The following is an 11,661-nucleotide window of genomic DNA, read 5'->3' as shown; positions in this document are numbered from 1 at the left end:
CATCGTATTACTGCCCGTTACCCATAGTCACTTTTGTATTCCACCAGTCTGCGCTGGCGGCTTCTGTCATCCGAATGGTCGGCCGCGCCCCTATGCGCATATCGACCACGGCAACATCCCGTTCCAGAAGGTCCTGCACCTCGTTCACCGCCAGAACACGCTCGAGCGCGCGCACCGGACGTTCCGTCGGCAGCATGACCCGTTGGCCTCGGTCCAGAACCAGGTCCCAGCGCCGCTCGCCGACGCGGACCAGACCGCGCACCCGGCTGCCCAGGCTGCGCGCAGTGGCCAGAAGCTCCAGTGCCTCGGCCACATGCTGATCTGCACCCTGACCGGCAATCAGCGGAAGATCGGAGCGCTCGGTCCGAGCCGCGATCTCGGCCACGTGGGTGCCCGTTTCGTCCAACAGCTGGATGCCGTCACGGGTGCGCCAGACGATCACGGGCTGACGTTCGACAACATCGACCTGCAGAATGCCGCCCGGACGGATCCGCACGGTTGCCGATTTGACCGGGTCCAAGCCGGTGATCGTGTCCCGGATCTGCTCGACATCCAGATCCCAGGAGCTGAGCGGGAAGTCCAAAGGCACGACTTCGCGGATGTCGTCAGCAAGGCCGGCCCCCGCCCCGTCGATCGCCATGAGCTTGACCATGAATTCAGGACGCTCCTGGAACGACGTGATCAAGTTGTCCACCTGCGCCCGAACCGCTTCTCGCCGCTCTTCGGCCGCGAAGTAGAGCCCAACCGTGGCCACGACCGCGCAGAGCGGCACTCCGATCTTGACCCCCAGCCGGATTCCCGGCGTCAGCATCCATCGCTGGAACCGATAACTAAACCGCGACGGTGCCGGGTCCGCACGGCCCTTGCCACGGCGGAAGAACCGACCACCGCGCAACCGCAATTTGGGCTCAGCACGGACGGCGTCGGCGTCCGCAGACTGAAACTCGGCATCAGGGCCGGACAGAGGCTTGGTGCGGTGGATCACCGGCGCACGAGTGGCGGTCAGCGGTCGCATGAGGCGTCCTCGACCATCCAGGCGCAGAGCTGACCGAAGGTCATGCCCAGATGCGCGGCTTGTTCAGGCACCAGCGAGGTGGGGGTCATACCCGGCTGGGTGTTGGTCTCCAGCAGGAACAGGCCCTCTTCGCCCCGGGCCTCGTCCCAGCGGTAATCGGTACGGCTGACGCCCCGGCAGCCCAAAACTTGATGGGCACGCAGGGCGTAATCCATGCACAGATCGAAGATCCGCGGCGGGATATCGGCGGGCAGCACGTGGCGTGATCCGCCGGGCTTGTATTTGGCGTCGTAGTCATACCAGCCGTCGGTCAGGATCTCGGTCACGGTCAGGGCGCGGTCGCCCATCACGGTCACCGTCAGCTCGCGCCCGGCGACGTATTGTTCGACCATGACCTGTTCGGGCATGTCATCCGACAGCTGCGGCGGGCCGTTCGAGCCTTCGAACACCAGATAGATCCCGACGCTCGAACCTTCGTTGTTGGGCTTGACCACATATGGCGCGGGCATGACGTGCCCCGCCATCACGTCCGATTTCGGGACGATCACGCTGTCGGCCACGGGCAGGCCGGCCACGCGAAAAACCTCTTTGCTGCGCTGTTTGTCCATGGCCAGCGCCGAGGCAAGAACGCCGGAATGCGTGTAGGGCATTCGCAGCCACTCCAGCAGACCCTGCACGCAACCGTCCTCGCCCCAGCGGCCATGCAAGGCGTTGAAGACCACGTCGGGCTTGATGTCCTGCAAACGCGCACAAAGGTCGGGACCGGCGTCCAGCTCGACGACCTCGATCCCTTCTCCCACAAGGGCGGCTGCGCATTCGCGCCCGCTGCTGAGAGACACCTCGCGCTCCGCCGAGGGGCCACCCATCAATACCGCCACTTTGGGGTTTGTCCTGCTCGACCTACCCACGTTCGTGCGCCTCAATGTCCCCGGACCTTATCTGGTGGTCCGTATTTCGTTATGCCTTTGATCCGTCGCCTGAATTTGCCTGTTTTGGTCTGACGGTCGGGGCTTTAATCTGTCAGCGGATCACCGACCCGCATGATTTCCCACTCTAGCGTGATCCCGCTTGTTTCGTAAACCTTTTTTCGCACCTCTTCGCCCAGCCCTTCGAGGTCGGCGGCGGTGGCGTTTCCAGTGTTGATCAGGAAATTCGAATGCTTGTGGCTCATCTGTGCGCCCCCGCGCCAGGCGCCGCGCATTCCGGCGTCGTCGATCACCTTCCAGGCCTTCAGGTCGTGCACATCGTCTGCCCGCCCGGTCGAGGAAAACCCGGCCGGATTGCGGAAGGTCGACCCGGCGCTGCGGTCCTTGGTGGGCTGGGTCTCGTCTCGCTTTTTCAGCTGCGCCTCCATCCGGGCGTGCAGGTCGGCCGGGTCACCCGCCGGGCCCTGGAACGTGGCCGACACCAGCACCGCACCCTCGGGCAGGTCGGACTGGCGATAGCGGAAGTTCAGGTCGGCCGGCGTCAGCTCGACCAACTCGCCCTGCCGGGTGACGATCGTAGCCGATTTCAGAACATCCGCCGTGTAGCTGCCATAGCAGCCGGCGTTCATCCGCACGGCCCCACCGATGGAACCCGGAATCGTCCGCAGAAAGGTGAGGTCCACCCCCGCATCCGCCGCCTTGCGCGCCACATGCGCATCCAGCGCGGCTGCCCCCGCGGTGACGGTGGTGCCGTCGACCGCGATGCCGTTGAAGCCGCGCCCCAGCCGGATCACAACGGCCCGCAAGCCCCCGTCGCGCACGATCAGGTTCGAGCCGACGCCCATGGGAAACACCGGCACCTCGGCCGGAAGATGATGCAGGAAAGCCTGCAAATCCTCAAGGTCAGCCGGCTGAAACAGATAATCCGCCGGGCCGCCGACTCGCAGCCATGTGAGGTCGTTCAGTGGTCGGTTCGCCGTCAGGCGGCCTTGAGGCGTTGGCAAAGTGGTCATTGAGGCTAGATCGCGGATTCGGCGGGGCGTGGCAAGCCCGTTCCAAGCCGCAGGGTCAAATCCGCCGCCGCAGCCACCGCCCAAGGTAGATCACCGGCCATCGTAGCACTGACATGCCGGCGGCCAGAACGAACAGGCCGACCCACGGGCCGTTTTCGTAGGTGACATAACCCAAGATCGGAATGCCCACCGCGATCAGCGCATAGGCGCGGGTCCAGTGGTTGTCCTTGCTGGGGATCATGGCCAGCACATTGGCGGCGACGCCCCAAAGGGCGGCAAGGGCGATAGACCAGCTCATTGCCCCACCTCGCGGCCCGACCATTTGCGCCAGTAAAACCGGATGGGGTTGCGGAACATCGATACGAACCCGGCAAAGGCCAGCGCTCCGATCAGCCAGCCATGTACCACACCCAGCCAGACGATCAGAACCGGCGCGCAGATCAGCAGCACGATGCCCGGCGGGAATTGCAGGCGCATCGGCAACAGCGCCACGACAGTGGCGCAGATCACCCAAAGGGCGGCAAAGATGACGGAATAATCCATGGTTCTCTCCGCAAATGAGTCACGCACCAGGGCAGCGACACATCCGCAAGTTGTGCACCCAAATGCCTGCTAACGTCAAACGGCTTGTTTTACCTTCAGCCGGTCAGGCAGCGCATTGGCCCAGGCACTGATGGTGCCAGCGCCCAAGCAGACGACCATGTCGCCGAGCCGGGCCTGTTCGCGGACCAGACGCTCCAGGTCGCCTTCGTCCAGCAGCGCGCGTGCGTGGCGGTGGCCGTGACGGATCAGGCCCTGCACCAGATCATCGCGGCTGGCGCCTTCGATCGGGTCCTCTCCGGCAGAGAAGACCTCGGCAATGGCCACGACATCGGCATCGTTGAAACAGGCGCAGAAATCGTCGAACAGGTTGGACAGGCGCGAATAGCGGTGCGGCTGGTGAACGGCGATCACGCGGCCTTCGGTCGCCTGGCGCGCGGCCTTGAGCACCGCCGCGATTTCCACCGGGTGGTGGCCGTAGTCGTCGATGATGGTGACGCCGTTCACCTCGCCCACCTTGGTAAAGCGGCGGTTGACGCCGCCGAAATTGGCCAGCGCGTCGCGGATTTCAGCGGTCTTCATGCCCAGATGACGTGCCACGGCGACCGCCGACAACGCGTTCGAGACGTTGTGGTCGCCCGGCATCGGGAGGGTGCAACCCTCAATCACGGTGTCCTCGTATTGCAGGTGGATGTCGAAATGCGCAATGCCGCCCTTGTAGGTCAGGTTCACTGCGCGCACGTCAGCCTGGGCATTGAACCCATAGGTGCGCACGCGGCGGTCGGTGATGCGGCCCACCAACGCCTGAACCTCGGCATGGTCGGTGCAGCACACCGCCAGACCGTAGAACGGGATGTTCGAGACGAAATCATGAAAGCCCGCGCGCAGCCGGTCGAAATCACCCCAATGCTCCATGTGCTCGGGGTCGATATTGGTGACGATGGCGATGGTCGCCGGCAGCCGGTTGAACGAGCCGTCGGACTCGTCCGCCTCGACCACCATCCACTCGCCCTGCCCCATCCGCGCGTTCGAGCCGTAGGCATGGATCACGCCGCCGTTGATGACGGTCGGGTCGAAATCGCCCGCCACCATCAGCTCGGCCATCATGGTGGTGGTGGTGGTCTTGCCGTGGGTACCGGCGATGGCGATGTTGGATTTCAGCCGCATCAGCTCGGCCAGCATGTCGGCACGGCGTACCACCGGCAAGCCTAGCACACGCGCGCCGTCCAGTTCCGGGTTGCCCGGCTTGATCGCGGTCGAAACGACCACGACGGCCGCATTGTCGAGGTTTTCAGCCCGCTGACCCACAAAGATCTCGGCCCCCAGCGACGCCAGACGGTCGGTAATCTTCGAGGCCTTCAGATCGGATCCCTGCACCTGGTACCCAAGGTTCAGCAGCACTTCGGCGATACCCGACATCCCGATGCCGCCGATGCCCACGAAATGGATCGGTCCGACATCCTGCGGCAGTTTGGTTGCTGGATTCATGGGGTCTCCTTCTGCGCCAGCTGTTCGACAAGGGCCACCAGACGCTCGGTCGCGTCGGGCGCCCCGACCGACAGGGCAGCATGGGCCATTTTCTGTGCGGCTTCGGGGTTGGTCAGAACCAGTGCGATTTGCTCGGTCAGGGCGGGAACGTCAAGCGCATTTTCGGGAATCATGATCGCCCCGCCCGCCTGCACCAACCCGCGCGCATTGGCGGTTTGGTGATCGCCCGCTGCGGCGGCAAAGGGGATCAGGATCGAGGGCCGCCCGATCACCGAGATGTCGGCCACGCTGGACGCGCCCGAGCGGCTGATCACCAATTGCGCCTCGGACATGCGGCGGGGGACGTCGTGGAAAAAGGGCTGGACCTCGGCCAGAATCCCGTGGTCGGCGTAGAAGGCGGTGACCCGCTCGGCATCCTCTTCGCGCGCCTGATGCGAAACACGGATATACTGGCGCAGGCTCTCGGGCAGAGCAGCGATGGCGCCGGGCACCACATCGCTGAGGATGCGGGCGCCCTGGCTGCCGCCCATCACCAGCACCGACATCGGATAATCTCCGGGCGGGATATAGGGCGCGGCCGCGCGTTCCAGCACGGCAGCACGGACCGGGTTACCGGTGTGGATGCCGTGGGCGCCCTCGGGCAGGTCGGTGGGCCAGACGCCGCAGGCCACATGCGCGACCCGGGTGGCGAACAGCTGGTTCACGCGCCCCAGAACGCCGTTCTGTTCGTGAATCATGCGGGGCAGACGCAACATCACCGCCGCGCTCAGCGCCGGGATCGACGGATAGCCACCGAACCCCACCACCACATCCGGCTTGTCGCGCAGCAACTGGGCCGTCATCCCGGCAACTCCGGCTGCGATCCGGGGACCAGCCAGCGCCTTGGCCGCCAGCCCGCCGCGCGCGAAGGTGGCCGAGGAGACCTCGACGATCTCGGTGGAATGCGGAAAACCACCGGTATAACGCGCCCCGCGCGGGTCGGTGGACAGGCGCACGCGCCAACCCTTGTTCAGCATGGCCTCAGCCAGCGCCTGGGCGGGGAACATGTGGCCCCCGGTTCCACCAGCCGCAATCAGCAAATAGGGGTTCGTCATCAGCCTCGTCCGCGCAGAATGTCACCCAGCTCGCCTTGGGGCCGCGACCGCGTGAACGCCAGCAGCATCCCCAACGCGATGCCGCCTGCAATCAACGACGAGCCGCCGTAGCTGACGAAAGGCAGCGTCATGCCCTTGGCCGGCAGCAGGCGCACAGCGACGCCCATGTTGATCATCGCCTGCACACCGAACATGCAAGCCAGTCCCGTGCCTGCCAACCGGGTGAACATGTCACGCTCGCGCATCAGGCGCAGCAGGGACCGTACCACGATAATTGAATAAAGCGCGATGATGATCAGCACCAGGATCAAACCGTATTCTTCTGCCGCGACGGCGATGATGAAATCGGTATGTGCATCGGGCAGCGACCATTTCACCTGCCCCTCGCCAACCCCAACGCCAAACAGCCCGCCTTCGCGGATTGCGTTGGTGGCATAGCCCAACTGGGTCGTCGGATCGACCTCTTGATTCAGGAAACCATCGATGCGCCGGGCGAAGTGTTCAGAATTGGCGTAGGCGAACATGCCACCCAAGACGACCGCTCCGGCCATTCCCAGCAGCAGGAACATCGGTGCACCCGCCACGAAATACATCACGCCCCAGCCGAACAGGATCAGACAGGCCTGACCGAAATCAGGCTGCATCACCAACATGCCAACGATCGACATACACAGCGCAAACGACCACAACCGCCCTGGCGGGCCATTGATCTCCTGCGCTGCGGCCAGCAGCCAGGCGGCCACGACAATGAAGCCCGGCTTCAGAAATTCGGACGGTTGCAGCGAGGCGAAGCCCAGCGAATACCAACGCACCGCACCCTTGCCGAAATCGGTCCCGAAGACCGGCAGAAAGGCCAGCGCAACAAATGAGGCCAGAAAGCCCAGCACCGCCAACCGACGCACCAAGGTGGGTGACATCATCGAGGTCAGCATCATCGCGATCAGCGCCAACACACCGAAAAGGGCCTGACGCTCGACATAGTGGAACGGATCGAACCCATTGCGCTGCGCCAACGGCGGCGACGAGGCCAGCCCCAACAGAAGCCCGATCGCAAAAAGGATCAGCACGCAGGACATCGTCCAGCGGTCAATCGTCCGCCACCATTTCGGAAGGATCGGTTCACCGCGCTGGTCCTGGACCGCGCCATACACCATCTCAGTCATGAGATACCGCCACTATCTGCCTCGTTACCGTCCCGTTTTCGGGATCTGTTTGAGAGTTTACAGGGAAAATGCCCCTCAGGCCAGCCTCTTCCTCTTGTCATTGGCGTCAATCCGCGCCAAGGGCGAGGGATGCGATTTGACACGATCATACTGGGCGCCGGAGCCGCCGGCATGATGTGCGCCGCCCATTGCGGCGGCCGTGTACTGGTGATCGATCACGCCAAGGCGCCGGGGGAAAAGATCCGCATCTCGGGCGGGGGGCGGTGCAACTTCACAAACCTCTACGCCGGACCACAGAACTTCCTGTCGCAGAACCCGCATTTCTGCAAATCGGCGCTGGCGCGATACACCCAGTGGGACTTCATCGACCTTGTAGGCCGTCACGGCATCGCCTGGCATGAAAAGACGCTGGGGCAGCTGTTCTGCGACGGCTCATCGAAGCAGATCATCGCCATGCTGCTGGCCGAGATGGACCGCGCGGGCGCAGAGCTGTGGTTGCACACGTCGCTGCGCGGTCTGCGCAAGACCGAAGCCGGCTTTGAACTGGTGGTCGAGCGCGAGGGTGCGCGATATGACCTGAGCTGTGCCAACGTGGTATTGGCCACCGGCGGAAAATCCATCCCCAAGATGGGTGCGACCGGGCTGGCCTATGACATCGCCGCGCAGTTCGGATTGCACGTCACCGAGACCCGTGCCGCTTTGGTGCCGTTCACCTTCCCCGATGGGCGGTTCAAAGACTTGTCCGGTGTTTCCGTCCCCGCGCGACTGTCGAACGATCGTACGAGTTTCGACGAGGCGCTGCTGTTCACCCATCGCGGCCTGAGCGGTCCGGCTGTGCTGCAACTGTCCTCATACTGGCGCGAGGGCGATGCGATCCGGGTCAACCTGATCCCCGAGCTGCCCCTGTTTGACCTTCTGCGCGAACGGCGGCAAAGCACAGGCCGCAAGGCCCTAACAACCGAACTCGCGCACCACCTTCCCGGCCGGCTGGTCGAGTATCTGAGCGCCCAGATCCCGATGCGTGGCAACCTGGCCGATCAGTCGGATGCGGCGCTGCAAGCGCTGACCGATGCGCTGAGCGACTGGGCGCTGACCCCCTCGGGCACCGAAGGGTACCGCACCGCCGAGGTCACCTTGGGCGGCATCGACACGGACAGCCTGTCGTCGAAAACGATGGAGGCCAGGGATGTCCCCGGCCTCTATGCGATTGGTGAAGCGGTGGATGTCACCGGATGGCTGGGCGGATACAATTTCCAGTGGGCGTGGTCCTCGGGCCACGCCGCCGGAATTGCGATCGCCGGTCGCCTTTAGCCTACGACGTTGTAGCCGCGGCCGCGCATGCAGTTGCGGACGATGACTTCCTGCTTCTGGGTGTTTTGCAGAGCGCTGGCGCCTGCCCCCACCAGTGCGCCAGCTACGGCCGCACGGCCCAGATCGCTTGCGCTGTCGTCGATGATGGCTTTGGTGCCCGCAGCACCCGCCGCGCCAATGGCCGCCGCGCCAGCGGTATTGCTGTCGATCGTGCCCTGCTGCCGCGCCACGGCCTGACACTGCGCCAGGTCTGCGTTGTAGTTCGGGCTGACGGGCCCATCCACAATGGGCTGGTAGTTCGCGCCTGTGTTCGTGCAGGCCCCTGCCACCAGGATGGCCGGCAGGATCATTGAAAGCTTGCGGTTCAGCATGGTCTTAACCTCGTGTTGAATTCCTAGGGTAACAAAATCATTAATTCTGGTGCGTCAAGCTGATAGCACTTCAATTTGGCCCAACCGGCGGTTCATTGCAAATGCGCAGTTCAAAGCCGCTTTTGAACCTGCGCCACGAAATCGTCGCCGCGCTGTTCGAAATTGTCGTACTGGTCGAAACTGGCCGCCGCGGGCGCCAGCAGCACGGTTTCACCCGGCGCGGCGTCGCGCATGGCCTGTTCGACTGCCTCGGCCATTGTGGTGCAAACGCGGGCCTCAACCGACAACTGCATGGCGAAGCCGGCCGCCTCGCGCCCGATCACATAGGCGCACAGAACCTCGTCGGTCGCGTCGTTCAGCGCGGCGATACCCCCCTCTTTCTCAAGCCCGCCGCAGATCCAGCGGATTTTTTTGAACGCGCCCAGCGCCTTGGCCGCGCTGTCGACATTGGTGGCCTTGGAGTCATTCACGAATGTCACACCGTTTGCCTCAGCGATGATCTGGCTGCGGTGCGGCAATCCTGGATAGCTGTGCAGCGCGTCCTCGATCAACTTGGGCGCCAGGCCCAGCGCGCGGCAGGCGGCATAGGCCGAGCACGCGTTTTGGTGGTTGTGGGTTCCGGGCAGGCCCTTGATGCCGCGCAGGTCGATCGAAGCGGCCAGGCGCCCCTTGCGGTATTCCGAGAGGAACCCCTTGCGGGCAAAGACCTGCCAGCCCGGGCCGGCCAATTTGCGCGCCACCGAGACGCGGATCACCCGGTCGTCGCCCGGCCCTTCGGCCAGTTGACCGGCTAGAAACGCGCCTTCGATCTCGTCCACGCCGATCACGGCACGGTCGGGACCGCCTTCTGAGAACAGGCGGCGCTTGGCGGCGAAATAGCCGCCCATGCCCCCATGCCGGTCCAGATGGTCGGGCGAGAGATTGGTGAACACCGCCACGTCGGGCGTCAGCGCACGCGCCAGCTCGGTCTGATAGCTGGAAAGCTCCAGCACCACCACTGATCCGTCGCCGCCGGGCTCGATATCCAGCACGCCGCGCCCGATATTGCCCGCCAGCTGCGCCTCGCGCCCCGATTGGCTCAGGATATGGTGGATCAGCGCCGCCGTGGTCGACTTCCCGTTCGAGCCGGTGACGGCGACCACACGCGGCGGCACGTCGAACTTGTCCCATTCGGCACCGCCCAACGAGCGGAAGAACAGACCAATGTCATTGTCGACCGGAACGCCGGCCTGCAACGCCGCGGCAACAACCGGGTTGGGTTCGGGATAAAGATGGGGAATGCCGGGCGATACGATCAACGTGGCGATCGCGTCAAAGGTGCCCTGTCGCCGCAGGTCCTGACACGCAAACCCCTCGGCCTCGGCCTTTTCGCGCGCGGCGGGGTTGTCATCCCAGCACACCGGCTCGGCTCCGCCGGCCCGCAATGCGCGCGCCGTGGCCAGGCCCGACCGCCCCAGCCCCAGAACCGCAACCTTATGTCCTGAAAACCCTTTGACCGGGATCATGCCGCGCACCTTCTTCCATCTGCCAATGCGCCGCCACCCTGTACCGAAGAATTGACCCTTGGCAAGGGCGGCGTCAGGCTCGCGCCCTCGGCGCGAGCCGGGCCCAACGGGTACAGGCGGGCCGCAGGCCCACCGCGCCCGGCGGGAGCCTTACCGTACTTTCAGTGTCGCAAGACCAATCATCGCCAGGATCAGCGAGATGATCCAGAACCGGATCACGATAGTTGGCTCGGCCCAGCCCTTCTTCTCATAGTGGTGATGGATCGGAGCCATCAGGAAGACCCGCCGCCCTGTGCGTTTGAAATACAGCACCTGGATGATCACGCTCAGCGCCTCGACCACGAACAGGCCGCCGACGATGGCCAGAACCAGCTCATGCTTGGTGGCAACGGCGATGGCGCCCAGTGCGCCGCCGAGGGCCAGTGAGCCTGTGTCCCCCATGAACACCGCCGCGGGCGGAGCGTTGTACCACAGAAACCCAAGCCCACCGCCAAACAATGCGGCGGTGAAGATAAGGATCTCGCCTGTGCCGGGGACATAGTGCACGTCCAGATATTCGGTAAAGTCGACGCGACCCACCGCATAGGCGATCACGCCCAAGGTCGAGGCTGCGATCATCGCGGGCATGATGGCCAGCCCGTCCAGCCCGTCGGTCAAGTTCACGGCATTCGCCGCCCCCACGATCACCACGATCGAGAACGGAATGTAGAAGATACCCAGATTGATCAGCGTGTCCTTGAAGATCGGCACGGCCAGCTGGTTCTGGAGCATTTCGGGGTGGTGCAGCGTCGCCCACAGCGCGGCCAGCGCGGCAATAATGATGCCCAAAGCCAGGCGCATTTTGCCTGAAACGCCCTTGGTATTCTGCTTCGACACCTTGGCATAGTCGTCCGCGAATCCGATGGCTGCGTAGGCCAGCGTGACGAACAGAACCATCCAGACATAGGGATTGTCCCACCGCGCCCAAATCAGCGTGGACGTCACCAGAGCACCGACAATCAGCAGCCCGCCCATCGTGGGCGTGCCGGCCTTGTTAAAGTGACCCTCGGGGCCGTCATCCCGAATTGGCTGACCCTTGCCTTGTTTCCGGCGCAGCACGTTGATCAACGGCTTGCCGAACAGGAAGCCAAAGATCAGGGCCGTCAGAAAGGCGCCGCCTGCGCGGAACGTGATGTAGCGGAAGAGGTTGAAGAAATCCCCTCCGTCCGACAGGCTGGTCAACCAATAGAGCATTA

12 protein-coding genes are annotated in these 11,661 nt (G+C 64.1%); 1 reads left to right on the top strand and 11 read right to left on the bottom strand.

What is annotated here, in order from left to right; genetic code table 11:
- Nucleotides 1-7: 7 nt before the first annotated feature.
- From AC2FML_RS09470 to ftsW, 8 genes are all read right to left on the bottom strand, one after another.
- On the bottom strand, nt 8-1,015 hold the full coding sequence (locus AC2FML_RS09470) for a cell division protein FtsQ/DivIB (protein ID WP_170585751.1): 1,008 nt from the start codon (nt 1,013-1,015) through the stop codon (nt 8-10).
- Entirely contained in the window at nt 1,003-1,923 is a 921-nt protein-coding gene (locus AC2FML_RS09465) for a D-alanine--D-alanine ligase (protein ID WP_496782898.1), read from the bottom strand. Before AC2FML_RS09465 ends, AC2FML_RS09470 begins: the two co-directional genes overlap by 13 nt.
- A 104-nt stretch (nt 1,924-2,027) precedes the next feature.
- Nucleotides 2,028-2,954, bottom strand: a complete 927-nt coding sequence (gene murB, locus AC2FML_RS09460; RefSeq protein WP_496782896.1) for a UDP-N-acetylmuramate dehydrogenase — start codon at nt 2,952-2,954, stop codon at nt 2,028-2,030.
- 55 nt (nt 2,955-3,009) lie between these two features.
- Nucleotides 3,010-3,252, bottom strand: coding sequence for a DUF2484 family protein (locus AC2FML_RS09455; RefSeq protein WP_170357288.1), 243 nt, complete (start codon nt 3,250-3,252; stop codon nt 3,010-3,012).
- Entirely contained in the window at nt 3,249-3,497 is a 249-nt protein-coding gene (locus AC2FML_RS09450) for a DUF2484 family protein (RefSeq protein ID WP_170357287.1), read from the bottom strand. Before AC2FML_RS09450 ends, AC2FML_RS09455 begins: the two co-directional genes overlap by 4 nt.
- Before the next feature lie 75 nt (nt 3,498-3,572).
- Nucleotides 3,573-4,982 carry a UDP-N-acetylmuramate--L-alanine ligase gene (gene murC / locus AC2FML_RS09445; protein WP_496782894.1) on the bottom strand — a complete coding sequence of 470 codons (1,410 nt, stop codon included), beginning with the start codon at nt 4,980-4,982 and terminating at the stop codon, nt 3,573-3,575.
- Entirely contained in the window at nt 4,979-6,076 is a 1,098-nt protein-coding gene (locus AC2FML_RS09440) for a UDP-N-acetylglucosamine--N-acetylmuramyl-(pentapeptide) pyrophosphoryl-undecaprenol N-acetylglucosamine transferase (protein ID WP_170357285.1), read from the bottom strand. The genes murC and AC2FML_RS09440 overlap by 4 nt, the downstream gene beginning before the upstream one ends.
- The gene (ftsW, locus tag AC2FML_RS09435; protein ID WP_170357284.1) at nt 6,076-7,239 is read right to left on the bottom strand and encodes a putative lipid II flippase FtsW; all 1,164 of its coding nucleotides are present in this window, start codon (nt 7,237-7,239) and stop codon (nt 6,076-6,078) included. Before ftsW ends, AC2FML_RS09440 begins: the two co-directional genes overlap by 1 nt.
- A 129-nt stretch (nt 7,240-7,368) precedes the next feature.
- Here ftsW and AC2FML_RS09430 point away from each other — a divergent pair, with 129 nt between their 5' ends.
- Entirely contained in the window at nt 7,369-8,550 is a 1,182-nt protein-coding gene (locus AC2FML_RS09430) for a BaiN/RdsA family NAD(P)/FAD-dependent oxidoreductase (protein WP_496782893.1), read from the top strand.
- Here the strand turns inward: AC2FML_RS09430 and AC2FML_RS09425 are convergent.
- The 3 genes from AC2FML_RS09425 to mraY form a co-directional block, all read right to left on the bottom strand.
- The gene (locus AC2FML_RS09425) at nt 8,547-8,921 is read right to left on the bottom strand and encodes a glycine zipper family protein (protein ID WP_093964839.1); all 375 of its coding nucleotides are present in this window, start codon (nt 8,919-8,921) and stop codon (nt 8,547-8,549) included. The two genes, AC2FML_RS09430 and AC2FML_RS09425, sit on opposite strands and share 4 nt — an antisense overlap.
- Nucleotides 8,922-9,031: 110 nt before the next feature.
- The gene (gene murD, locus AC2FML_RS09420) at nt 9,032-10,426 is read right to left on the bottom strand and encodes a UDP-N-acetylmuramoyl-L-alanine--D-glutamate ligase (RefSeq protein WP_496782892.1); all 1,395 of its coding nucleotides are present in this window, start codon (nt 10,424-10,426) and stop codon (nt 9,032-9,034) included.
- A gap of 150 nt (nt 10,427-10,576) precedes the next feature.
- Nucleotides 10,577-11,659, bottom strand: a complete 1,083-nt coding sequence (gene mraY / locus AC2FML_RS09415; protein WP_170357281.1) for a phospho-N-acetylmuramoyl-pentapeptide-transferase — start codon at nt 11,657-11,659, stop codon at nt 10,577-10,579.
- Nucleotides 11,660-11,661 lie beyond the last annotated feature (2 nt).

The sequence above is a fragment of the Ruegeria sp. BHSC029 genome (assembly GCF_059613085.1).
The sequence above is the reverse complement of the archived record's forward strand: the minus strand, read 5'-3'. Positions and strand labels throughout refer to the sequence as shown.

Bases quoted from the DNA above. Each gene is read 5' to 3' on its own strand.
- AC2FML_RS09470 (WP_170585751.1), bottom strand. From the start codon at position 1,015: ATGCGACCGCTGACCGCCACTCGTGCGCCGGTGATCCACCGCACCAAG.
- murB (WP_496782896.1), bottom strand. From the start codon at position 2,954: ATGACCACTTTGCCAACGCCTCAAGGCCGCCTGACGGCGAACCGACCA.
- AC2FML_RS09455 (WP_170357288.1), bottom strand. From the start codon at position 3,252: ATGAGCTGGTCTATCGCCCTTGCCGCCCTTTGGGGCGTCGCCGCCAAT.
- AC2FML_RS09450 (WP_170357287.1), bottom strand. From the start codon at position 3,497: ATGGATTATTCCGTCATCTTTGCCGCCCTTTGGGTGATCTGCGCCACT.
- murC (WP_496782894.1), bottom strand. From the start codon at position 4,982: ATGAATCCAGCAACCAAACTGCCGCAGGATGTCGGACCGATCCATTTC.
- AC2FML_RS09440 (WP_170357285.1), bottom strand. From the start codon at position 6,076: ATGACGAACCCCTATTTGCTGATTGCGGCTGGTGGAACCGGGGGCCAC.
- ftsW (WP_170357284.1), bottom strand. From the start codon at position 7,239: ATGACTGAGATGGTGTATGGCGCGGTCCAGGACCAGCGCGGTGAACCG.
- AC2FML_RS09430 (WP_496782893.1), top strand. From the start codon at position 7,369: ATGCGATTTGACACGATCATACTGGGCGCCGGAGCCGCCGGCATGATG.
- AC2FML_RS09425 (WP_093964839.1), bottom strand. From the start codon at position 8,921: ATGCTGAACCGCAAGCTTTCAATGATCCTGCCGGCCATCCTGGTGGCA.
- murD (WP_496782892.1), bottom strand. From the start codon at position 10,426: ATGATCCCGGTCAAAGGGTTTTCAGGACATAAGGTTGCGGTTCTGGGG.
- mraY (WP_170357281.1), bottom strand. From the start codon at position 11,659: ATGCTCTATTGGTTGACCAGCCTGTCGGACGGAGGGGATTTCTTCAAC.